This window comes from Pseudodesulfovibrio sp. 7M6 (genome assembly GCF_050058625.1).
In the GTDB taxonomy this organism is placed as follows: domain Bacteria; phylum Desulfobacterota; class Desulfovibrionia; order Desulfovibrionales; family Desulfovibrionaceae; genus Pseudodesulfovibrio; species Pseudodesulfovibrio salinus.
This window is the reverse complement of record NZ_CP188816.1, coordinates 1,711,890-1,734,218: the sequence shown is the minus strand read 5'-3', so window position 1 is coordinate 1,734,218 and position 22,329 is coordinate 1,711,890. Positions and strand designations below refer to the sequence as shown.

Genomic DNA, 22,329 nt, shown 5'->3' with positions numbered 1-22,329 from the left:
AATAATTCCTATTTTTTAAAAATGCAAGATACCTGAACAACTATTCCGATTTCAATTCGAAGCTTTTTTGAAGGAATCTGGCAGACAGGGCATCAAGCGCATCGGCTGCCGAGGCAAAGACCGGAAGACGCGATATTTCACCCAAGGTACGTCGATAAGCCCATTGGGCAAGATAAAAGGCTTCTCCCTGGGGGCAAGTCTTACAGTTTTTACGCATCCGGGAAATGATAGCCGACTTGAAACCTTCGCGCTGCAGGATTGCCTGTTTGTATCGCTGCCCGGCCTCATGCGTACTACGCTGTTCCGTAAGAGCCTTTTGCAACTGCGCGTTGGCGCGGGTGACTGACTGGGAGGCCTGAAGGTATTTCCCTGCGAGTTCCGTTACTGTCTTATCTGTGGCGATGGAGCGCAATGCGGTCGCCGTGCGTTCCAGCACAGCTGCGTTGAGCCGAAACATATCCGCCGTTTCTGCCTTGGTCAGTGTCCGGGGTTCTGAAGCACTTCCATACTTGCGGGCATCGTTCATTGCGGCATCAGAGAGTTCCTGGATGAAAAAGGGGCCGTACATCTCGCTGAGAGCGCCAATGGTCGAAGGTGTAAAGATGTAGTTGAGCACCGAGGTTCGCATGGCGAGGATGTCGTCACCGCTGACATTGAGGCCATCCAGCCCTCTGCCATAATGCATATTGAGCCCTGGGGCGGTAACCATTGTGGCGGGTTTGCCATTGCCTGCCTCCGGGGCATAGTGGGCAAGGAAGTAGTCCACAAGGGTATTGATGAAGGAAAAGCTGGCCATTTTATCTTCTCGTATCTCGACCACTTTTGGTTTGGATACAGGGGCTCTTTCCTCTTTTGCGGCAGGTGTCGCATTTTGGGCTTCGGCATCTACCGTCGAATAATCGGGCTGTGATTTCTGTCCCTCATTAACCCAGCCCGGAGCTTTGGCCGGGTTTTCATCCGAAGGCGGAGTTACGGTTTGCCTGAGCTCCGAACCATTTATGGCAGGGTGGGAGAGAAGAAGATATGCACCGCCGCCAAGGATAATGGCGCAGACGATGAGGATGAGACCGAGGTATTTTTTATTCATTTGTTTGGATTCCATGCCTACTGAATAACAGGTTCCGGTTTACCTTTCCAGACCTGCACACGGAGATTTCATTCCGGTGACAGCGAAATTTTATGGATGGAATGCGCAGAGTTTACCGTGAATAGATTAAAATGCCCCTGAAAAAACTCTATCGCACAGCCCCAGGCCTCAACTAATTTTTACCGAAGGGTGACAATTTTACCGGGAGAGAACCGAGCAGGAAGGCCATAAGAGGGTAGGGGTGCCTGAGAGAGAGGGGCTTGGTGAAGCATAAAAAAAAGCCGTGCTAGGCACGGCTGAGTAGCTGAGGTGAAGATAGAACGATCAACTGAAGTAGCGGTTCTTGTCTTCCCGTTCTTTTGCATTGTCAAAGTCAATATTGATGCTGGGCCTTTGACGTGTGGAGGATTTGCGAATCCGATTTAGAATGACGTAGGCCAGCAATGAGCCGCAGCCGACGAGCAATATGGTGATAGTCAATGTGGTCATAACGGCTGGGTCTTAATCCAATAGCCTGGGGGCAGCAAGGGCTTTCTGCCCAAGGGGCTGAGGGGAAAAGTTGTAATTACGGGCTAACACTGAGGCATTCTAGCGGATATCTATATAAAAGAGAAAACCCCTTGGTCGTCTGACCAAGGGGTTGTACTTTCTCTGGCTCCCCAGCACGGACTTGAACCGCGAACCTAGTATTTTCGAATCCGGGTTTGAACCTGAGCAGGCCGAGGCCTTGCTGACCCATCTGGACGGGCTGGCAGCGGCACAGGGCATGGATGTGCCGACATGGTACCGCAAGCACATTGCGGAGATTGAGGTCGGGGGGCGGGCCGGGGATGACGCGATACGGTTTCAGGCTATGTACAGGAGTCCGGCGCAAAGCCTGGGAGATTTCTTGGCCAAGGCGCGTGAATCCATAGGCGGCAAGCAATCTTATTTTGATATCGGCGAATTATCGGAACCGTTGGCGCAGCAACTCGGCGTGGACGGCCGGGCAGTCATCATATCCGACGCCGTACATCATGTGGATAAGCGGCATCCAGGCCAGGGCGACGGGGCCTGGTCAAGAGTGGCCGAAGTGCTGCGCGACCATGACGAAGTCATTCCTGGAAAAGCGGGAAAGGCGACATATGGTCGGTCATTCATTGTCATCAAGCGCTACGGGGAAATGGCTCAGGCTGTCATTATAGAGGCAAATCCCATAAATCCGCATGGCCGGGCGTATGTGACCACAAATTTTGTGGACAACGTCAAATCGGTGGAGGAGTGGGTGAAACGCCAGAGAAATGGAGAAGAGGTTCGCATGAGCGCCGGGGGCGACTCCGGCACAGGCCCAAACCCCGAGGGGAATTCTCATGTCGCAACCTCTTCCGGAGAAAATATACAGCATCCAACAAAGGTTCGCAAGGCCTTGGAGCTATTACAGCGTAAGGCCAAGAATGCGATTCCCCTCACAGTGGTGGATAGTTTCGATGAACTACCGGAGCACATCCGGTCCAGGGCATACGAGCGGGGTATTGATGGTCATGTCCCGGCCGTTTTCGACGGAAACAAGGCCTATTTCGTGGCGGACAGCATCTCAAGTGTGGATCATGCCGTAGCTCTGTGGGTTCACGAGATGGGGGTGCATCATGGGTTGCGCGGACTGGTGGGGGACAGTGCCAAGTTCGATGGGATGATGGACGATGTTTTCAACCATTTTGGCCCGGAACGGCTGGAGGATATCCGGCAGGCATATGGTCTGGATTTCAGCAACGTGGCGCACAGACGTGAGGCAGCAGAGGAAATGCTGGCTGCCATCGGTGAGAAGATCCTGCACGAAGGCGATCTTTCCGATCTTGAACTTTCGACTTGGGAGAGCATCAAGGCATGGTTCCGTGAATTTCTGCGGGAGCACGGATTCGAGATTGAGCTTTCCGATGACGAGCTGGCGGGTATCGTCAAAGATGCCGTGCGGTGGACCATGGGGGAAACGGAACGGCCGCACAGCCGGTTGCGGCTGCGCAAGACAAGCCCGGAAAAATATCTGAAACAGCGGAATACAATGTCTCAGAGGCGGCAGGCTTATCTTACTCCCTACACAGCAGACGCAATGCGCGGATGGGATGTGCGCATGTCGGATGATGGTGTTGGTTACGTGCTCAAGCCAAATGGCGAATTGATCGGCGTCGTAAATTCGTCAGGGGTGCCTGGGCGGGGGACTGAGGCCGTTGTTGACGCTATCTCGCGTGGAGCAAAACAGCTCGACTGTATTGACGGATTTCTCACTGGATATTATACTGATTTCGGTTTCAGGGAAGTTGGACGAGCCCCCTGGGACGATGCCCAAGCGCCCAAAGGATGGGATTATGACACATACGGCAGACATGACATTGTCTTCTTCGAATACCCCGAACACCTCAGCCGAAACCCGGCTGACGTTCGCAGACGTTTTGAATCTGCTAGAGGTAAGCGAACTCCCGGGCGACGAGGCGGATCACCAGTACGTTACGCACTTGACGCAGGGCCTCGTGAACCGTCACGGCAAGGCGTGGGTGACGCAGAATCGAGTGCGTCTGCTGGCCGAGTACGATATGATTCTGGAAATGTAGCTTCAAACGGTTCCGTCGAGTTCCTGCCGGATGGACGGGCGTATATACGTCTCTCCTCCGGGGCCGACATGCAGCAAGCCGGGGAATCCCTTTCCCGCATTCTTTCCCAACGATTCAATGAATTCCCGCCATCCGAGCGCCTGAACTGGCGCACCGAGCGGTCGGATATTGACGTTCCAGACCCGTTTGAAGGTGCGGAGCCTGAGCGCGTTGACGAGGAAATCTATACCCGCGACATGGAAGACGTGCAGGCCTTGGCCGATTCCGGACGGTTGACGGAGCAGGAGCTGATGGAACTGGAAGCCGCCGACCGTGGCGTTGACCGGGCGGCAACAACAACGACTGGACCATAACCGGAACCAGGACAACCAAAACACCGACCAAATAGGAGGCAACAATATGTGGATCAAGAATAGAAATATGCACATGGCGGTGACGCTGCCGCGATTTGTGACAGAGGAACGGGAATTGTCCAACGGTAAAATGGAAACGGTGCGTATCCCAACCGCTTCCTTCACACCGGCGCAGTGGGACGCACGGGGATACAACCGGGCCGTCCAGGCCACGCGCTCGGACTACGCGACCTGCGAAACCGCCTGGATAAAGGGCTAAGACCTGATCTACCGGGAGAAGATCACCGTCTTCACCGTGGATCCTGAGGCGAAAATGGCTGCCCTAGCGTTATCAGCCCGTGCCTGTCGGGATCAGCTCCCGACAGCATCGGACTGGACCCAACTAAAAGACTCGGTTCTGGATGATGAAGCCATGGTCCAGTGGCAATCCTATCGCCAGGCGCTTCGGGACGTACCGCAGCAGGCGGGCTTTCCGGACGCAGTGAAGTGGCCAGCTGTGCCAGATGACGGGGGAGAGTAGTGTAATTCCCGGACGGTTTTTGGACGGTCAGACCGTCCAAAAGTGTCCGTTTCGTCCTGTTTTGTCCGAAACGAAAAAAGGCTGACATGGTGTTTAACCTTGTCAGCCTTTGATTTCTCTGGCTCCCCAGCACGGACTTGAACCGCGAACCTAGTGATTAACAGTCACCCGCTCTGCCGATTGAGCTACTGGGGAACGCTTTGACTTGATGCGAAAGAGGGTTTAAACGAATCCACCCATCGGGGTCAAGGGGAAATTTTAGATTTTTTTTAAAAAGTGATTTCTCCATGAAAAATGTTAAAGGGTTCATTTTCTTGACGGGAAGCGTTATTTGGCATACGCATTCAACGTCTCTTGTTTTTTTCTAGACTTTTCGGGAGACAGGGAAAAAAATTGGCACAGAACAAAAAAAACAATAATAAGGTTAAGCTTGCGACCAAGTCCGAGCATGTGGAGCGTTTTATGCCCATGCTTGAGGCTTTGCAGGCCAAGGACGAACTCAACTCGGTTATCAAGACCAGAGTTGAAAAGGCGTGCTCGCTTCTTGATGAAGGGGTCCCGCTTTATCCCAATGATTTTGATAGGGATACCGAGATACAGTCCATCTGGGAACAATTCGATAAAACGAGTGACGAAGATCTTGAGACCGTGGAACAGGAGTTCACTGTTGCCGGTCGTGTTGTTTCTTATCGTTCCTTCGGAAAGGTTACCTTTTTCCATATACAGGACCGGACTGGTCGAATTCAGGTGTACGCTGCAAGGGATGACCTTGGGGCTGACTCCTATCGAATCTTCAAAAAAACAGACATCGGTGACATTGCCGGAGTGCGGGGTACACTGTTCCGCACGAAGACAGGGGAACTGACGCTCAAGGCGAAGGGATTTAGGCTTGTAACCAAGTCTATGCGTCCGTTGCCGGAAAAATACCATGGTCTCAAAGACGTCGAGACCCGGTATCGTCAGCGCTATCTTGATCTTATAGTCACGCCTCGTACGAACGAAATCTTCAAGATTCGATCTGCTATTGTCAGAGAACTGCGCAGTTTCCTGGACGAGAAAGGGTTCATGGAAGTTGAAACTCCGATGATGCAGCCCATCCCTGGTGGCGCCACGGCCAAGCCGTTTGAAACTTACCACAATGCCCTTGATATGAAGCTTTATATGCGTATCGCACCGGAGCTGTATCTCAAGCGCCTTTTGGTTGGAGGTTTGGAAAAGGTTTATGAGATTAACCGCAATTTCAGAAATGAAGGCATATCCACGAGGCATAATCCCGAGTTCACCATGCTCGAGTTTTACTGGGCCTACGCCAATTTCCATGATCTCATGGATTTGACCGAGGAAATGTTTGCCCGTGTTGCGGAAAAGGCCGTGGGTTCAACGGTTGTTCCGTATCAGGGAGACATGATTGATCTTACCGTGGGCAAATGGATTCGCATGCCATTCCATGAGTCGTTGGAAAAGGTCGGTGGTGTTTCGCCTGAGGTCTATACTGACTACGAGAAATGTAAGGCATTGGTGAAAGAGAAGGGCGAAAAAGTTGTCGAAGGGGAAAAGCTGGGCAAGCTGCAGGCCAAGCTCTTCGATATCCTGGTTGAGCCCAATCTCATCCAACCTCATTTCATTTACCATTATCCGACTGACATTTCGCCGCTTTCCCGTCGCAATGAGGATAATCCGGATATTACGGATCGTTTCGAATTGTTCATGACCGGACGCGAGATGGCTAACGCCTTTTCCGAGTTGAATGATCCTGTGGACCAGCGTGGGCGGTTTGAAGAACAGGTGAAGGAAAAAGAAGCTGGTGACGAAGAGGCCCATTTCATGGATGAAGACTATGTGCGTGCCCTTGAGTACGGCATGCCGCCTGCGGCAGGTCAGGGGGTCGGTATTGACCGTCTGGTCATGCTGTTGACGGATAGCGCCTCCATCCGTGAAGTGATCTTGTTCCCGCTGCTGAGACCTGAAGTGGCCTAGCGCGGTTGGAACGCCCGTAACAACGGATAAGTATGCGTTTTGAAACGTTCGTCGCACTGAGATACCTGTTTGCTTTACGCAAGCAGTCTTTCATCTCCGTAATTTCCCTCTTCGCCGTCTGCGGAGTGGCGATAGGAGTGGGCGCCCTGATCGTCGTTATCGGTGTGATGAATGGATTTTCTACCGATTTGCGCGATAAGATCCTGGGCGTCAACGCTCATATCCTTGTCACCTCCGTACGCGGAGGCATTTCCGATTATCGAAAGATGGCCGATCAGGCAAAGGAAGTGCCTGGCGTTACCGGTGTAACTCCCTTTGTCTACTCCGAAGTAATGCTCTCCACCCGGAGCGGAGTAAAAGGCGTAGTTCTGAGAGGTATAGATCCCGGCACATCCGATACCGTCCTCAGCCTTTCCAAGGACATGGTAAGCGGTAGCGTGGGGAACCTAGACGCCAATGGGCAGACTCCAGGAATTATCATCGGTTCGGAACTGGCAAAAAGGCTCGGTTTGACAGAGGGGTCGGAAGTAAATCTCCTATCCCCCTCGGGACGCTCCGGGTCTGCCGGTTTTACCCCCAAGGTCAAACGTTTCGTCGTGGCAGGGGTCTTTCGTACAGGGATGTTCGAGTATGATTCATCATTGGGATATGTGACTATCCCGGCAGCACGGGGACTGCTCGGCTTCAAGGGAGATGTCGTATCTGGGCTGGAGATCAGCGTGGACGATGTCTACAATGTGAATCACATCTCGAAACTGCTGAGAGAGAAGATCGGTTCTTTTACTGTATATGTACGAAACTGGCAGGAAATGAATGCCAACCTGTTTGCCGCGTTGCAGCTGGAAAAATCGGCCATGTTCATTATCCTTGCCATGATCGTGCTCGTAGGCTCATTCAGCATTGTCACGACACTGGTTATGCTGGTAATACAGAAAACCAAGGATATTGCGGTACTCATGTCCATTGGTGCCGATGGGGCCAGTGTGCGGCGTATTTTTATGATGCAGGGTACTTTTATCGGTCTTGCCGGTACATTGATTGGTTATCTGATCGGTGTGCCGGTAAGTTTGCTGCTCAAAAAATACCAGTTTATCAAGCTGCCAAGTAACGTCTATCCGGTAGATTATCTCCCGGTTCGACTGGAAACGCTGGACCTTGTGTTGATAGGGGCTGCGGCCTTTGCTTTGTGTTTTTTGGCGACCATTTATCCGGCCCGCCGTGCTGCGGCACTAAGCCCTAGCGATGCCTTGCGTTATGAGTAGTGAGGCATTATACAAGCTGGTTGGCGTGAGTAAGGAATTCGCAGGCCCCAAGGAACCTGTCAGGGTTCTGCGCCAATTAGATTTGAACATTGCCACAGGGGAATCCTTGGCAATTCTTGGAGCGTCGGGATCAGGCAAGACGACGCTGTTGCACATACTCGGTACGTTGGACACCGCAACGTCCGGGCAAATTTTTATGAACGGTGTCAACCTGAACGGGTTGGGAAACAGGGAACGCGCAGAGCTCAGAAACAAGTCCATTGGATTTGTGTTCCAGTTTCACCACCTTTTACCCGAGTTCTCCACGTTGGAGAACGTGGCAATGCCTGCGATTATTGCAGGACGCGGAAGGGCCAAGGGGATCAGGATGGCGCGTGAAGCACTTGATATGGTTGACCTTGGGCATAGACTTGAGCACAAAGTCACAACCTTATCGGGTGGAGAAAGGCAACGTGCCGCGATTGCCAGGGCTATACTGCTTCGCCCCAGCGTATTGCTGGCGGATGAGCCTACAGGAAATTTGGACGAGGAGAATGGTGCCAAGATTGGCAATCTCCTGATTTCCTTGAATAGAGAGTTGGGAATGACATTTGTCGTGGTGACGCATAATCCGGATCTGGCCGCCATGATGCATCGGCGGGTTGAATTGCGCCTAGGAGAATTATATGACCTGTAGTCGCTTTCGCGGTATGGTGATGATGATCGTTTTGCTACTCGGCTTTGCCGGGGTTGGGCATGCGGCTGAAAACGTCACCCAGGAAGTGAAGGTGGCAGTGCTGCCGTTCGTTATCAATGCTGGTGACGATCTTTCCTATCTTAAAGACAGCCTGCCTGAACTCATTTCCGACCGTCTGCGCGAGGCCGGTTTCCAGACTGTTGATCCTGCCGAGATTACCCGTCTCATTGAAGAAAAGGGTATCACGGACATTTCTGTCAAGAACGCGAGGGAACTTGCTCTCCTGTCCGGTGCTAACGTTTCCGTCTATGGTTCCTTGAATCAAATCGGAGACGACTTGACTCTTGATGCTCGCCTGATCGGTGCATATGACAAAGACAACGGCAGAAAGATTTCCATCAACAAGGAAGGACTGATCAATCTTTTGCCAGCGGTAGATGGTCTTGTCGACCATATGAAGATGTCGCTCCTCAAGAGTGATGTTATCGCAGAGGTCGATGTTGAGGGCACTCAGGTCCTTGATAAAGATGTTGTACTTATGCGGCTTACCCTTCAGAAAGGGGATATGCTGACGGCCAAAGCCGTGAATACCGCGCTTAAAAACATCTATGATCTTGGCTACTTCGACGATGTCGAAGTTAAGGTCGATACCGTTCCTGATGGGAAAAAAGTAATCTTTGTAGTTAAGGAAAAACCGCGTATTCAGGCTCTCGGGGTAAAGGGGGCCAGCGCGATTGATTCGGAAGATATTCTTGAAGCGCTTTCCACTAGAAAGGGTGGAGTAATCAACCCCAAAGTTCTTGCAGATGATATACATATCATTCGTGAGATGTATCGCAAGGAAGGCTACTACAAGGCCAAGGTTACACATGAAGTCGAGGACGCCGGAACCGGTGTTGCCCGTCTGACTTTCGTTATCGACGAAGGTCCTAAATTGTATATCCAGCACGTCATTATTGACGGAGCGAAGCAGATCGATCCTGATGACATCAAGGACATTCTCGCGTTGAAGGAACGAGGTTGGTTGTCTTGGATTACCAACACCGGTGTCCTGAAAGAAGAGATGCTGGACCGTGATGCCGCGGCTATCCAGGCCTTTTACAACAGCAAGGGATTCATCAACGTCAAGGTCGGTAAGCCTGAAGTTGAAATCAAGGATGATGGAATCGACGTCATTTATCAGGTATGGGAAGGGGATCGCTATAAAATGGGGCAAACCTATTTCAAGGGCGATCTGATTGATGATCCGGCGTACCTTCGTAGCCTTACCGCCGTGAGCAAATTGAAAGATAACGATGATTACTTCAACCGCAATTTGCTGAAACAGGACATCGAAACCATCACCAACCATTACAATAACTATGGTTACGCCTATGCGGATGTTCAGGTTAACCTGAAGGATGACGCTGAAGCGAAAACTGTTGACGTTGTCTATACGGTCTCCAAGCATCAGCGAGTGCACATCCGTCGTGTTCTTATTGAGGGTAATACGGCTACGCGCGACAATGTCATCATGCGCGAGATGCGTCTGGCCGATGGCGATCTGTTCAGCGGAGATAAATTGAAGCGTTCCCATGAACGACTCAATAACCTCGGTTTCTTCGAAAAGGTTGATATTTCGCCGACTCCGACTGGTGATCCTGAAGAAATGGATCTGATGGTCAAGGTGAAGGATAAGCCGACTGGCCGTATAGGTGGCGGTGTTGGTTACTCGACCTATGACAGTGTCTATATTGGCGCCGTGATTTCCGAGGCCAACCTTTTCGGACGTGGTTACAATTTGAGTCTGAATGGAGCATTCAGTGGCAGGACAACGGCTTTCACCTTGCAGTTTGTCAATCCCCATCTTAACGATAGCGATGTGGGATTCAGCGCAGAGGCACATAGAAGGGACGACGAGTTCAATGATTATGACAAAAGTTCAACAGGAACCGTCTGGGCTTTGGCCTACCCTGTAGGTGAGTATTCTACACTCTCGGGATCTTATACTGCAGATTATTATGTGATCAGCGATGTGGATGAGGATGCCTCCGATACTGTTAAAGATGATAAAGGTTCGCATGTCTTAAGTCAGTTGACAGGTTCCTTCACTCGAGACACTCGGAACAATTATACGAATACAACGACCGGTACGGTAACCTACTTTGGTGTCTCCTACGCTGGCGGCGCCTTGCAGGGAACGGATGATTTCGTAAAATATACTGGTTCATTCCAGTGGTACCATCCGGCCTTTGAGGAAGTGACTTTCCATTCTAAGGTATGGGCGGGTTTCCTGCATAAGAATTTCAGTAATTCGAAGCTCCCTGTTGCGGAAAGGTTTGAACTTGGTGGAGTCGGAACCGTTCGCGGTTATTCCTCTTATGCGATTTCTCCCCTTGATTCGTCAGGAGAGACTGAAGGTGGAACCAAGGCTTTTTACATGAACCTTGAGCTGAAGCGACAACTGAGCAAAGAATACGGAATCACCGCCTTGGGCTTCTTCGATGCTGGTAACTCTTGGAAGGAAGACGAAATGATGTTCTCTTCGCCAATGCGTGAAGGACACAAGCCGACAATTGGTTTGTACAAGAGTGTTGGTGCAGGGTTGAACTGGTATTCCCCGATGGGGCCGATTGGGTTTGTTTACGGATATGGACTTGATCAAATTGGTACCAGTGGACGTCATAAGGTTGAGGTCATGATGGGACAACAGTTCTAGTCTGCGAACTTAGAGAATATTAAGCTAAAAACTTTTTAAGGAGATATAAATGAAACGGATTGTCTTGTTTGCCATTGCTTTTGTGTTTTTGCTTCAGGTAAGCGCCTTTGCTGATTCGAAGATTGGTGTTTTCAACATGCGTACTGTCATGGTTGATTGTGATTATGGCAAAGCGGTCGCCGCCAAGCTTCAGGCGCAGTTCAAACCTATGGAGGAGGAACTCAATCATGAGGCTGAATCCATCAAGAAATTGGAGGATGAACTGAAAAATCAGGATCTGGCCCTGAAGCTGGATGCAAAACAGGACAAACAGCGTGAATACCGCCGCAAGGCTCGGGATTATCAGGACAGTGTCGTCGCCTATCGTCAGAAGCGCCAGGCTGCAGAACAGCAACTTGGACAGCCTGTTGTTGCTAAGATTATCAAGGTCATGACCGAGTACGGCAAAAAGAACAGTTACACGGCTATTTTCGAGATGGGGGCCAGTGGAGTTTCCTACGTCGGTGATGGCGTGGATATTACCAAAGAGCTGATCAAAGAACTCAACGAGTTGAAGAAAGCTGGAAAGTAGGACCAATGCGAATCAAGTTGTCGGCTCTAGCCGAAAAACTTGGCCTGGAATATACCGGAGCCGATTTTGAGATTACCGGGGTGAATACCCTGGACAAGGCCGAGGCAGACGAGATCTCGTTTCTTGTCAATCCAAAGTATGCCCCGGAGCTCAAGACCACCAAGGCTGGATGCGTACTGACTACCGGTTCATATGCCGATAAGGTCGAGCGGGCACTTCTCAGTGCCAACGTGTATATGGATTTGGCCAAGGTGGTGAATCTTTTTGCTGAACCTCAAGGTTGCTTGTCCGGTATCAGCGAACTGGCTTTTATTCACCCCTCCGCCCAACTTGCCGAAAACGTTACGGTTTATCCATTCGCCTTTATCGGGGCGAATGCCGTGGTTGGAGAAGGATCCACAATCTTTACCGGTTGTTATGTCGGTGAAGGCTCCTTCATTGGCAGCAACTGTACGCTGTATCCCAATGTTGTTGTCATGGGCGGTCTCTCTCTGGGGAACAATGTCATCTTGCAGCCGGGAGCTGTGTTGGGCGGGGACGGGTATGGTTATGCCCAGACTCCGGCCGGACACATGAAGATTCCTCAGATTGGTACAGTGATTGTTGAGGATAATGTCGAGATCGGAGCCAATTCGGCAATAGATCGTGCCGCTTTGGATAATACGCGTATTGGTGCGGGTACAAAGATCGACAACCTTGTTCAGATCGGCCACAACGTTCAGGTCGGCCAGCACTGTCTCCTTATAGGGCAAGTTGGCATTGGCGGTAGTTCTCATGTCGGTAACGGCGTTGTTTTGGCCGGTCAGGTCGGTGTCGCCGATAATTCAAATATCGGCGATGGTGTGATGGTCGCTGGCCAGAGCGGAATTCATGGGAATGTGGAAGCTGGAAGCCGTCTTGCGGGCTCTCCGGTTATGCCTGCCGGGACCTTTCTCAAGGCCGCTGGAGTTTGTTTCCCCAAGTTGCCGGAGCTTTTCAAGCGCGTGAAAATGCTTGAAAAAGAACTGGATGCCTTGAAAAAACAATCGGAAGAGGACAAGAACTGATGCCAAACGAATGCAACATAGACATCCAGAAGATAATGGAAATGCTGCCCCACAGGTACCCATTCCTTTTGGTGGACCGTGTGGTGGAGTTCGAGTCTGGAGTACGGCTCAAAGCATATAAGAACGTCACTTTCAATGAGCCTTTTTTCCAAGGCCATTTCCCGGGACTTCCGGTAATGCCGGGAGTGCTCATTATGGAAGCCTTGGCTCAGACGGGCGGTGTCTTTGTCATGAGCACGCTGCAGGAAGAGCTTGGTGATAAAATCTTTTTATTTACCGGAATTGATAAGGTTAAGTTTCGCAAGCCTGTTGTGCCAGGCGATAAGCTCATTCTCGACGTTAAATACGAACGCCATAAAATGAACATCTGGCGTATGCAGGGGCGTGCTGAAGTGGACGGCAAAGTCGTCGCCCAAGGTGAGTTTTCCGCCGCAGTGGCCAACAAAGGAGACATGTAGTGTCCAGTGATATTCATCCGAGTGCTGTTATCGACCCGACTGCACAGTTGGGCGATAATGTTACTATTGGTCCGTATGCCGTCATCGGCGCTGAAACAATTATAGGTGATGGGACTCGTCTCGAGTCTCATGTCGTGATTCGCGATTACACTACCATTGGTAAAAACAACCATATTCACCCCCACGCCGTGATTGGCGGTGAGCCCCAACATACTTTGTACAAGGGTGAAAAAACCGTTACCTGTATCGGGGATAACAACATTATCCGGGAATGTGTGACCATTCATCGTGGAACGACTCAGGGGGCCGGTAAGACGGTTATTGGTTCCAATTGCATGCTCATGGCTTATTCCCATATTGCCCATGACTGTGTAATCGGAGATAAGGTCATCTTGGCAAATGCCGTCAACTTGGCCGGTCACGTTGAAGTCGGCCGGAATGTTACCATTAGTGGTATGTCGGCTGTGCAGCAATTTATTCGCATCGGGGAGTATTCGTTCTTGGGTGGGGCCAGTGGCTACAAGCTGGATGTTCCGCCCTTCATGCTGGCTCATGGCGTTCGTGGAATGCTTTTCGGTCCCAACCTTATTGGTCTCAAGCGCAATGGGTTTGACTCCGAAACCAGCAAGGCCCTGAAAAAAGCCTATAAGATTATCTTCCGTTCAGGTTTGACCCGCGAATTGAGCCTGGAGCAAGTGGAGAAGGAAATTCCTGGTAATCCTGAGGTTGATCGGCTCATTTCCTTCATTCGCGAGAGCAAGCACGGAGTGACTCCGGATCATAAACACCGCTGTGGACACTCCGACTAATGAGGCGTGCATGGGCGACGATGTGACAACCATCGGCCTGATTGCCGGGGGGCGTCAGTTTCCTGTCATGGTCGCCCGTGGCGTCAAAGCGCATGGACATCGATTGGTTGTGGCCGGTTTTACCGGCCACACCAATATGGATGTCGTACCTTTTGCTGATGTTTGGCAAGAGCTCAAACTTGGTAAGCTTGGAAAGCTAATCGACTATTTCAAGCAAAATGACGTGCGTAAGGTCATTATGGCCGGTACAATCAACAAGCCCAAGGTGATGGATATCCGTTTTCTGGATATGCGTGCCGTCAAATTGCTTTTCCGTCAAAAAAACAAAGGTGATTCCGCCATTCTGGGAGCTCTGGCCAGTGAGTTCGAGCGAGAGGGAATGACCGTTGTGTCTCCTCATACTTATGTTCCGGAACTGCTTGCCCCCGCCGGAGTTTTAACCAAACGGGACCCTGACGAGCGGGAGTGGGAAGACCTGCGCTTTGCCTGGAACATCGCCAAACAACTTGGGCAGCTTGATATTGGGCAATGTTTGGTAGTTCGCGAAGGCATTGTGGCTGCTGTGGAAGCCCTTGAGGGTACGGATGCCACAATTCGGCGCGGCTGTAAGCTTGGTGGTCCTGAGTGCGTAGTGGTCAAAGTTTTCAAGCCTGGACAGCAGGAGCAGGTTGATCTTCCTAGCCTGGGAGCTGATACAATTCGGGCAATGGCTGAAGGTGGAGCTACCTGCCTTGGGCTTGAAGCCGGGAAAAGCCTTTTTTTTGATCGGGATGAAGCGATCGCTGTTGCCGATCAAGCCAAGATCACGATTGTGGGTTTGACCGAAGACCAGTTTATTTCCTGATTCTCCTTTCTCTGCCCCTTCCGAGAGCTCTCCAGCTTGTCGAGGCTGGAACCGTTTGGATTCCAAATTGAATAATGGTACAGACCCATAAGTCATACTATTATTTGCTCAACATGATTGGTGGGTTGGAATGAATACTTCATTGGATTGTATGCCATGTTTTATGATGATGGCCTTAAATGATGCCCGGCTTGCTTGCCCCGGGGATGAGGCTATGCATCATTCTATCGTTACAGCTTGGGGGCGTCGACTCGGAGAGTTGGATCTCAGGCAACCGCCACCTGCTATAGCCCGTCATCTGGTTGATCTCATCAGTTCCATGACGGATTGTGGGGATCTTTACCTCGAGGATAAGCGTGCTTCCAATGCCCGTGTACAGCAACTTTTGCCAGGCCTGAGGGCCATGGTCGAAAAAAAACGATCAGAGGGTGGCGATGCACTCTTGTTAGCTCTGGAACTCGCCGTTGTCGGGAATTACATAGATCGGGGCGTCCATGTTGAGGCAGACTGGGAGGGGGAACTGGCAAATTTGAAAAAGACTTTTTCCAGAGATGTTGTCGCCGATTTCTCCTGTCGGGCTTGCGATGGAGCCAAGGTTCTAATACTCGGCGATAACGCCGGTGAGATTGTTTTGGATACTTTGGTTGTCGAGGAGCTGTTGAACAGAGGGGCCCAGGTTACCTATGCGGTCCGTTCCAAACCCGTTATTAATGACGCCACCCTTGCCGACGCTGAAGAAGTCGGAATGACAAAAATTTGCGAGGTAGTGGAAAGTGGGGTGGACACCCCGGGTACTGTTTTGGAGCGTTGTACGCCTGATTTTTTGAACAGAATGCGTTCTGCCGATGTTATTCTAGCTAAAGGGCAGGGGAATTTTGAAGCGCTGCAAGGTCGATGGCCTGGCATTTTTTGCGCTTTCAAGGCCAAATGTGCTCGTGTCGCAGCCGAGGCAGCCATGCCAAAGGGCAGTTCGGTCCTGTTGCGAACCCATGTTTCCGATGATTCTGTCTATAGTCCGATTGTCAACACTGGAGAGAATGCATGAGAGCGCGCAGTTTACATCGCCTGGCTCGTCTCATTTTCGAGCTTGGGGCCGTGGCGATTGTTCTGTGTGCCGTGATGTTGTTCATTGCTGCCCGATATGTGGATACAGAGGGCTTTCGTAGCCAGTTCGTCTCTATCGTCGAAGATTTGACAGGGCAACCTGTCGAATTGCAGGGAGAACTGAATATCGCATTGTATCCGATTCCTTCCCTGGAAATTCAGAACTTATCTCTCCTTGAGCGACCGAATGTCGGCGATAATCCGTTGGTTGCCTTTGACCAGTTGTTTGTCAGTGCCAAGTTGTTGCCAATGGCTTACGGCAGATTGGAACTCCGCTCCGTTGTGGTTAAGGGGATGCGCCTCAACCTTGCCAGACTCAAGAACGGGAAATATAACTGGAGTCCTTTCCCGAAGTACAGTTCCCTGCCAGGTGATTCTCAAAAACACTATTTCGATTCCGTTTCATTGGAAGGACTTGAAGTGGATCAAGCCTCTGTTGTCTATTCGGACCGCATGACCGGTCAGAGTTTCTCTATGGACGGCATCGACATAAATACGGGTAATATTGTTCCTGGCAATCCCGTTCCATTTTCGGCTAAGAGTGTTTTTAACTGGAAGAACGGCGGTTTTGAATCCAAGTTGGTTTTGAAAGGATTGGTTGTCCCGGCTGACGATAATATTTCACTGGAAGACGCATCGATCTATGCAACTTGCGAAGGGCCTTTCTTGCCCAAAGGCGTCGCTCCCGCAGAATTCACGGGGAATTTGTCCATAAACTGGATCAATCGTTCGTTCTCCCTGGATAAATTCAAAATGCGTTTCATGCATCTTCGGGGCGACGGAGCGTTGAAGAGCGGGGACCTGGGTGAGGGCTTTAGTGGAGAAGGGTATTTGACTTTGGCCCAATTCAACCCTTCTGATTTGGTACGGAAATATTTCAAGGACGCCCCTGTGGATAAGGTGGATGGACTGAAAAAGGGCGTATTCAGTTCTCAGTTCTCTTTCGATGAGAATGGGGTGCAATTAAAAGACCTGACCGCAACGTTGGATGATCTGACAGTTCGAGGCACATTGTCTCTGGTTGATTATGCTCATCCTGTCTATTCTTTTGACTTGCGGGCCGACTCTTTTGATCTGGACCGCTATTTACCATTATTCAAAACAGATACTCCTTTTGTATGGGGAGATTTCAGTCTGGAGTTCTTTCGCGCCCTGCAGGCAAAGGGGCGTGTGCAGGCCAACAAACTGAAGCTGCTGGATGCGGCCTTTTCAAATGTGGCACTTACGACTCAATCTGAAAATGGTACAATTCAGGTAGAACTTGCGGCGTATCAGGCGAAGGCGGGTAATTTCAAGGGCAAGGCTGTGTTCTCGATAGGGAATGAAGCAAAGGCGCCCACCTTGGGGTTGGATGTGAATTTGACGGCCGAATCGGATAGAGGGGGATTCGGTTTTCCCGCCATGGGGCATGTGAGGCTGGACGGCGCTGGCAAGGCCAGACTTTCGGTACGGACCGCAGTTATGCGTTGTCCCGATCAGGAACGCTCCATAGGCATCTTACGCAATTCATCTATGGATGCGATCTTGAATCTTGGCAAAGGCCAAGCCGTTGTCGCGTTGGGAAAAGATCAGGAAATTCGACAGCGTTTTTCTTCCGGTGAATTGAACCTGAAGACCGAACCAATTAAAGGCAGTAAGACCGGCAACTTCGGTTTTCGTACGTATGGCTCCCTAAAATGTTTCGGAGGATCACCAGTCGATTCCCTTAGTTGTTCCGTTGTCGGCCCTGTACAAATTAACGTCGACTCAGGCGAGATGAATGGGACTGAAGTCAATGTGAAAGTAAAAGCAGACAGCAGGATTTACACGAAATCGATTGATAGCGTGGTAGCGTCTGGAAGGCTGTCTTTTGATAGTGTCGCGAAGACGCTGGGTGTGGCTGATGCCTCGGTGCAGCTTTTGGGGAGTTTGGCAAATGGCAGTGTCAAAGCGGACTGGTCGGGCCAATCCTTCAAGGCTGCGGGAAAAGTTGTCGTCCCTCCTGTCGATGTTCATCATATCATTTATCTGCTGACCCACAAAAAACTGGAATTAACTGATGAAGCTGCGCTCAAGGCCATGAGTGTCTCAGCCGATTTTGTTGCTTCAAACACCGGTTTTACGCTCAGTAACCTGCATGGCCAGTTGGACAGTATGCCGGTTCGTGGTCTTGTCGTCGGTCAGGGGTGGAAAAATTCTTTTCTAACGGCTTCACTGACGGGAGGGGACTTGGATATCGATAGATATCTTCCGCGTTCTCACGACCCTTCTGTACAGGAACTGCGGGCTGGAAAGACGGACAGTTCGGGGCCAGTCGATCTTCCGTTGGAATTCTTGCGGGCACTGCGACTTGACTGCAAGGCTTCCCTTGAGGAGTTCAAACTGGGCGGAATTCGTACTCGGAATCTGTCGGGAGTGATCAAAGCGGAAAAAGGCGATATCCGAGTATCCTCGCTCAAGGGCAAAGTGTATGGCGGGGCGCTGACGGGAGAACTGACGGGCAAGGTCGGCCCAAAAAGTCTGGCGACGGCCCTCAAACTGCATGTTGAGAATATGCAGGCCGGGCCCATGATGCAGGATTTGGTACAGCGTGAATATGTTGTCGGGGTCACGGATTCGGACGTTGATCTGACGAGTAACGGCGCAACGGATGATGATATCCTGGCGAATCTGGAAGGATCCTGCCGAGTCGCCATTCGGAACGGTTCGTTCAAGTTCTCCGGTTTTGAAGCCAAACCGGCTTCGGACAAGCTTTCCTCCGATGCAAAATTGAATAATACGAAACCCAATAATCCCAGGCAACGGCGAACTGCTTTTACCAAAGCATCCGCTTCCTTTGCCGTGCACAAGGGCGTTTTCACCTTTGATCCTTTCCTTCTGGAATCGCCGCTACTCAATTCAAAGGGGTCGGGATGGTTCAGTCTTCCCGCCAACAAAATCGATCTTTCAATCCGCAATGATTTCGTGGCGGTTCCTAGCGTAACCATGGTGATTACAGGCAAACTGACCGACCCTGAAGTAAAGATTCCCAAGGGAAAGATTTTGGATAATACGGTGAGGAATATCCTGAGCCTTCCGCAAAAGTCCTTCAAGTTCTTGCGTGACCTTTTTATGTAGCCGTTTAATTTGCTTCAAAGGCTGGTTTTTACTATATCGGTACGTATAGTATACCGGACAGGGAGTACCTTTTCATGAGTGGTGCACGGTTAAAATTGAGGTCACGCGGAATTCGCCGCCTGTTTTCTGAAGGAATATGGGTCCGTGACTCGCAGGATACACCCCGGCCAATTCGTTTGGTGCGCGGTGTTTTGCGCCTGTTCTATCTGGTCTTCTTCGGTTTCTTTAAGGACCAGTGCATCATCCGAGCGGCAGCGCTTACCTTTACCACCATCTTGTCCATAGTACCTTTTCTGGCTGTGGCTTTTTCCATTTCTAAGGGATTCGGCCTCCAGAATACCGAATTTATCCGGGCCATGATTTTGAAGATGACCACAGGGCGGGTAGAGGTGGCGGACAGGATCATCGAGTATATCGACCGGACCAATGTACAGGCGTTGGGCTGGGTCGGGGTGGCCACACTGCTTTTTACCGTTTTCTCGTTGATAGGAACGATCGAGAAGGCCTTCAATACCATCTGGCACGTGAACAAGGGGCGTTCGCCCTGGCGCAAAATCGCTGATTTTTTCCCGGTTATCCTCATTTGTCCGGTTGTCTTATTGGTGGCGTCCAGCTTCAACGTCAGTCTGCAACAGCAGGATGTTATTCGGACAATGCTCAGTGTGCAGGCCATCGGCCTGCTGGAGGCCGCTTTTCTCAAAATAACCCCTTACCTATTGATCACACTGGCGTTTGCCTTTGTGTACGCCTTCATTCCCTATACCAAGGTAAAAGTGCCTGGTGCGTTGATCGGCGGTTTTGTCGGGGGCGTTTTGTGGCAGATGGCTCAATGGGTCTACATCAATTGGCAGATAGGGGCGGCAAAGTACAATGCCATCTATGGCAGCTTCGCTCAATTACCGTTGTTGCTGATCTGGATTTACATCAGCTGGTTGGTGATGCTGCTTGGAGCGGAGGTCAGCTATTCATGGCAGAACCTCAACTCCTTCGTGAAACAGCGCTACTTTGGCGAGGCCACTCCCTTCGAGCGGCAAAAGCTGGGAGTGCTGATGATGATGGTCCTGGCCCGTCGTTTTCATGAAGGAAAGCCGTTGCCGTCAGTCGAGGAACTCTCTGACGCGTTCATGGCGCCGGCCTCTCTTATCTCGGAACTTTTCCAGTTGTTGCAAAGGGCGGGATATACCGTATTGACGGAAACGACGGGGCGTGAGGTCTATGCCCCGGCCCGCGCCTTGGATGACGTTCGCGTGGTGGACATCATTTCCGCCATTAACATGGAAGGCGTGAATCGGGTCTTTAAACACTTTGCCGAGAAATTCGGTTTTTTGGATGGTTTATTCTCCAAGCTCGGGGAAAGTGTTTATAGGAGCGAGGCGAACCTGACGCTGCTGGAGTGTGCGCAGAGCTATCCCACCTATGCTCTGGACTTGCCTCTGGCCGAATCCGAAGATCAGCCTTCAGATTCCGAAGACGGCGAAGTGTCGGTGGAACGATAGACACCTCCAAACAGATAATAGACTGTCTTGGCGAATTCCATAACGAGCAACTGGGCCGTTTTCTGATTTCTCCACCAGTTCTTGCCGAACTGGTCCTCACTGGTCGATACCACTGTTACACGACAGTTGGGCAATACATCTCCAAATATCATCTTGGCTCGCCTTGCATGGTACGGTGAAGTAACAATAAGCAGGCTAGGTGTGCGGCCCTGGAAGTGCCTGCGCAATGCTTCGGCTTCTTCCACCGTGCTGATGTGGCCATGCCCGAAAGGCTCAAGGGGCGCTTTCCCTGCTCCGGCGATCTGCAAAATTCGCCTGATTAATTCCTTATGGTTGAATTGTGGGAATCCCATCTGCCTGCGAACATGATCCATTCGGGTTTTGGGCAGCGGTTTGGCCAAGCTATCCAAAATGATCGGCGCATATCCTTCATTGTAGAGTTCGGATGCTTTGAGCCAACGAGCATCCTCTCCGGCGAGTGGCAGGATATAGTCTGATTTGACCGGGGGGTCCTCCACTCGCATCCAGGATCCCGCAAAGGCAAGCAGCCCCCATCCGGCCAGAAAGGCAATCACGGTGACTGCGCCGATGCACTGGAGAACGAACCGCAAGACTCTCATCGACTTCATTATCCGCTGTACACGGCCTCGTATCTTGCCTTGAGAGACTCGAATGTCCCGGTCTCAATGGCATCACGTATCTGCTGCATCAAGTGCAGGTAGAAGTACAGATTGTGGTAGGTGTTGAGCCGGTAGGAGAGCAGTTCCTTGGCTTGGTACAGATGCCGCAGATACGCCTTGGTAAAGTTTCGGCAAGTGTAGCAGTTGCATTCCGGGTCCAGGGGAGAGTCGTCTTCGGCAAACTCTGCACGCTTGATGTTGATCTTGCCGCGCGAGGTAAACAGGGTCCCGTTACGTGCATTGCGCGAGGGCAGGACGCAGTCGAACATGTCCACACCGGCCGATACGCCTTCCAGAATATCGAGCGGGGTGCCGACACCCATCAGGTAGCGCGGTTTTTCCGAGGGCATCATAGGAGCGATGTGGTGCAGGATATCATACATGATTTCCGTTGATTCACCCACGGACAAGCCTCCGATGGCAAAACCTTCGAAATCGATTTCCCGTAATTGTTCCAGGCTCATTTCGCGCAAGTCCTTATGGAATCCGCCCTGAACGATGCCGAACATGAGCTGGTCCCCAGAACCCTTGGGATAGTGGTCGCGACAGCGCTGGGCCCACCTTGTAGTCATTTCCAGCGACTTCCTGGTGTATTCACGGTCCTGCCCGTATCCGACGCACTCATCGAGCACCATCATGATGTCCGATCCAAGATTTTTTTGGATATCAATGGCCTTTTCCGGGGAGAAAAAGTGTTTTGAGCCATCTATGTAGGATCTGAACTCGACACCTTTTTCCGTGATCTTGCGAATGCCTTCCAGACTGAAAACTTGGAATCCGCCGCTGTCCGTGAGGATTGGGCGTTTCCAGTTGGCGAATTTGTGCAGTCCGCCACGCCGGGCTACCAATTCGTCGCCGGGGCGTAGATAGAGGTGGTAGGTATTGCCCAGAATGATTTGGGCGTTCATTTCCACCAAATCGTCGGGCGTCAGGCTTTTTACCGTCCCCTGGGTGCCGACGGGCATGAAGATCGGGGTCTGGATTTCGCCATGGGCGGTGGTCAGAGTCGCACGGCGGGCCTGTCCGTTGGTGGCGTGTATGGTGAATTGTCCGGGATGGGTCATGTA

Annotated in this window: 18 protein-coding genes and 1 tRNA gene; 15 read left to right on the top strand and 4 right to left on the bottom strand. The window is 51.2% G+C overall.

What is annotated here, in order from left to right; all coding sequences use genetic code 11:
- Positions 1-40: 40 nt before the first annotated feature.
- Positions 41-1,087 (bottom strand): hypothetical protein, encoded by a 1,047-nt coding sequence (locus ACI0FG_RS08235; protein WP_419788058.1) that lies wholly within the window; start codon positions 1,085-1,087, stop codon positions 41-43.
- A gap of 670 nt (positions 1,088-1,757) precedes the next feature.
- Between ACI0FG_RS08235 and ACI0FG_RS08230 the strand changes: the two genes are divergently transcribed.
- From ACI0FG_RS08230 to ACI0FG_RS08220, 3 genes are read left to right on the top strand one after another with little or no spacing between them, the layout of a single operon-like run.
- Positions 1,758-4,025, top strand: a complete 2,268-nt coding sequence (locus tag ACI0FG_RS08230; RefSeq protein ID WP_419788057.1) for a hypothetical protein — start codon at positions 1,758-1,760, stop codon at positions 4,023-4,025.
- 46 nt (positions 4,026-4,071) lie between these two features.
- Complete coding sequence (locus tag ACI0FG_RS08225) at positions 4,072-4,284, top strand: hypothetical protein (RefSeq protein ID WP_419788056.1); 213 nt, start codon at positions 4,072-4,074, stop codon at positions 4,282-4,284.
- Positions 4,285-4,338: 54 nt separating this feature from the next.
- A complete protein-coding gene (locus tag ACI0FG_RS08220; RefSeq protein ID WP_419788055.1) occupies positions 4,339-4,545 on the top strand; it encodes a tail fiber assembly protein in 207 nt (68 codons plus the stop codon).
- Between the two features lie 119 nt (positions 4,546-4,664).
- On the opposite strand, the gene ACI0FG_RS08215 is transcribed toward ACI0FG_RS08220, so the two are convergent.
- Positions 4,665-4,740: transfer RNA gene (locus tag ACI0FG_RS08215), tRNA-Asn, on the bottom strand.
- A 273-nt stretch (positions 4,741-5,013) separates the two neighbouring features.
- On the opposite strand from ACI0FG_RS08215, the gene lysS reads away from it, so the two are divergent.
- The 12 genes from lysS (at position 5,014) to ACI0FG_RS08155 (ending at position 20,582) form a co-directional block, all read left to right on the top strand.
- Complete coding sequence (gene lysS, locus ACI0FG_RS08210; protein WP_419788376.1) at positions 5,014-6,522, top strand: lysine--tRNA ligase; 1,509 nt, start codon at positions 5,014-5,016, stop codon at positions 6,520-6,522.
- Positions 6,523-6,554: 32 nt separating this feature from the next.
- Positions 6,555-7,784 (top strand): lipoprotein-releasing ABC transporter permease subunit, encoded by a 1,230-nt coding sequence (locus tag ACI0FG_RS08205; RefSeq protein ID WP_419788054.1) that lies wholly within the window; start codon positions 6,555-6,557, stop codon positions 7,782-7,784.
- The gene (locus ACI0FG_RS08200) at positions 7,777-8,460 is read left to right on the top strand and encodes an ABC transporter ATP-binding protein (protein ID WP_419788053.1); all 684 of its coding nucleotides are present in this window, start codon (positions 7,777-7,779) and stop codon (positions 8,458-8,460) included. The genes ACI0FG_RS08205 and ACI0FG_RS08200 overlap by 8 nt, the downstream gene beginning before the upstream one ends.
- Entirely contained in the window at positions 8,450-11,158 is a 2,709-nt protein-coding gene (gene bamA / locus ACI0FG_RS08195; protein ID WP_419788052.1) for an outer membrane protein assembly factor BamA, read from the top strand. Before ACI0FG_RS08200 ends, bamA begins: the two co-directional genes overlap by 11 nt.
- A 49-nt stretch (positions 11,159-11,207) precedes the next feature.
- On the top strand, positions 11,208-11,729 hold the full coding sequence (locus ACI0FG_RS08190; RefSeq protein WP_419788051.1) for an OmpH family outer membrane protein: 522 nt from the start codon (positions 11,208-11,210) through the stop codon (positions 11,727-11,729).
- Positions 11,730-11,734: 5 nt separating this feature from the next.
- Positions 11,735-12,775 (top strand): UDP-3-O-(3-hydroxymyristoyl)glucosamine N-acyltransferase, encoded by a 1,041-nt coding sequence (gene lpxD / locus ACI0FG_RS08185; RefSeq protein WP_419788050.1) that lies wholly within the window; start codon positions 11,735-11,737, stop codon positions 12,773-12,775.
- Positions 12,775-13,233, top strand: coding sequence for a 3-hydroxyacyl-ACP dehydratase FabZ (gene fabZ, locus ACI0FG_RS08180; RefSeq protein ID WP_419788049.1), 459 nt, complete (start codon positions 12,775-12,777; stop codon positions 13,231-13,233). Before lpxD ends, fabZ begins: the two co-directional genes overlap by 1 nt.
- The gene (gene lpxA, locus ACI0FG_RS08175; protein WP_419788048.1) at positions 13,233-14,042 is read left to right on the top strand and encodes an acyl-ACP--UDP-N-acetylglucosamine O-acyltransferase; all 810 of its coding nucleotides are present in this window, start codon (positions 13,233-13,235) and stop codon (positions 14,040-14,042) included. The genes fabZ and lpxA overlap by 1 nt, the downstream gene beginning before the upstream one ends.
- Positions 14,043-14,052: 10 nt before the next feature.
- On the top strand, positions 14,053-14,886 hold the full coding sequence (locus ACI0FG_RS08170; RefSeq protein WP_419788047.1) for an LpxI family protein: 834 nt from the start codon (positions 14,053-14,055) through the stop codon (positions 14,884-14,886).
- Positions 14,887-15,016: 130 nt separating this feature from the next.
- Positions 15,017-15,931, top strand: coding sequence for a damage-control phosphatase ARMT1 family protein (locus ACI0FG_RS08165; protein ID WP_419788046.1), 915 nt, complete (start codon positions 15,017-15,019; stop codon positions 15,929-15,931).
- Positions 15,928-19,086 (top strand): AsmA family protein, encoded by a 3,159-nt coding sequence (locus ACI0FG_RS08160; RefSeq protein WP_419788045.1) that lies wholly within the window; start codon positions 15,928-15,930, stop codon positions 19,084-19,086. The genes ACI0FG_RS08165 and ACI0FG_RS08160 overlap by 4 nt, the downstream gene beginning before the upstream one ends.
- A 74-nt stretch (positions 19,087-19,160) precedes the next feature.
- The gene (locus tag ACI0FG_RS08155; protein ID WP_419788044.1) at positions 19,161-20,582 is read left to right on the top strand and encodes a YhjD/YihY/BrkB family envelope integrity protein; all 1,422 of its coding nucleotides are present in this window, start codon (positions 19,161-19,163) and stop codon (positions 20,580-20,582) included.
- On the opposite strand, the gene ACI0FG_RS08150 is transcribed toward ACI0FG_RS08155, so the two are convergent.
- Together ACI0FG_RS08150 and tgt are read right to left on the bottom strand one after the other, a co-directional pair.
- A complete protein-coding gene (locus ACI0FG_RS08150; protein ID WP_419788043.1) occupies positions 20,537-21,211 on the bottom strand; it encodes a YdcF family protein in 675 nt (224 codons plus the stop codon). The two genes, ACI0FG_RS08155 and ACI0FG_RS08150, sit on opposite strands and share 46 nt — an antisense overlap.
- On the bottom strand, positions 21,211-22,326 hold the full coding sequence (tgt, locus tag ACI0FG_RS08145) for a tRNA guanosine(34) transglycosylase Tgt (protein WP_419788042.1): 1,116 nt from the start codon (positions 22,324-22,326) through the stop codon (positions 21,211-21,213). The genes ACI0FG_RS08150 and tgt overlap by 1 nt, the downstream gene beginning before the upstream one ends.
- Positions 22,327-22,329: the final 3 nt, after the last annotated feature.

What these genes read in the sequence shown, in the direction of transcription:
- ACI0FG_RS08200 (WP_419788053.1), top strand. Translation starts at nt 7,777, where the DNA reads ATGAGTAGTGAGGCATTATACAAGCTGGTTGGCGTGAGTAAGGAATTC.
- ACI0FG_RS08225 (WP_419788056.1), top strand. Translation starts at nt 4,072, where the DNA reads ATGTGGATCAAGAATAGAAATATGCACATGGCGGTGACGCTGCCGCGA.
- ACI0FG_RS08150 (WP_419788043.1), bottom strand. Translation starts at nt 21,211, where the DNA reads ATGAAGTCGATGAGAGTCTTGCGGTTCGTTCTCCAGTGCATCGGCGCA.
- lysS (WP_419788376.1), top strand. Translation starts at nt 5,014, where the DNA reads ATGCTTGAGGCTTTGCAGGCCAAGGACGAACTCAACTCGGTTATCAAG.
- tgt (WP_419788042.1), bottom strand. Translation starts at nt 22,326, where the DNA reads ATGACCCATCCCGGACAATTCACCATACACGCCACCAACGGACAGGCC.
- ACI0FG_RS08160 (WP_419788045.1), top strand. Translation starts at nt 15,928, where the DNA reads ATGAGAGCGCGCAGTTTACATCGCCTGGCTCGTCTCATTTTCGAGCTT.
- lpxD (WP_419788050.1), top strand. Translation starts at nt 11,735, where the DNA reads ATGCGAATCAAGTTGTCGGCTCTAGCCGAAAAACTTGGCCTGGAATAT.
- ACI0FG_RS08220 (WP_419788055.1), top strand. Translation starts at nt 4,339, where the DNA reads ATGGCTGCCCTAGCGTTATCAGCCCGTGCCTGTCGGGATCAGCTCCCG.
- fabZ (WP_419788049.1), top strand. Translation starts at nt 12,775, where the DNA reads ATGCCAAACGAATGCAACATAGACATCCAGAAGATAATGGAAATGCTG.
- ACI0FG_RS08235 (WP_419788058.1), bottom strand. Translation starts at nt 1,087, where the DNA reads ATGAATAAAAAATACCTCGGTCTCATCCTCATCGTCTGCGCCATTATC.
- ACI0FG_RS08205 (WP_419788054.1), top strand. Translation starts at nt 6,555, where the DNA reads ATGCGTTTTGAAACGTTCGTCGCACTGAGATACCTGTTTGCTTTACGC.
- ACI0FG_RS08170 (WP_419788047.1), top strand. Translation starts at nt 14,053, where the DNA reads ATGGGCGACGATGTGACAACCATCGGCCTGATTGCCGGGGGGCGTCAG.
- ACI0FG_RS08165 (WP_419788046.1), top strand. Translation starts at nt 15,017, where the DNA reads ATGAATACTTCATTGGATTGTATGCCATGTTTTATGATGATGGCCTTA.
- ACI0FG_RS08190 (WP_419788051.1), top strand. Translation starts at nt 11,208, where the DNA reads ATGAAACGGATTGTCTTGTTTGCCATTGCTTTTGTGTTTTTGCTTCAG.
- ACI0FG_RS08155 (WP_419788044.1), top strand. Translation starts at nt 19,161, where the DNA reads ATGAGTGGTGCACGGTTAAAATTGAGGTCACGCGGAATTCGCCGCCTG.
- bamA (WP_419788052.1), top strand. Translation starts at nt 8,450, where the DNA reads ATGACCTGTAGTCGCTTTCGCGGTATGGTGATGATGATCGTTTTGCTA.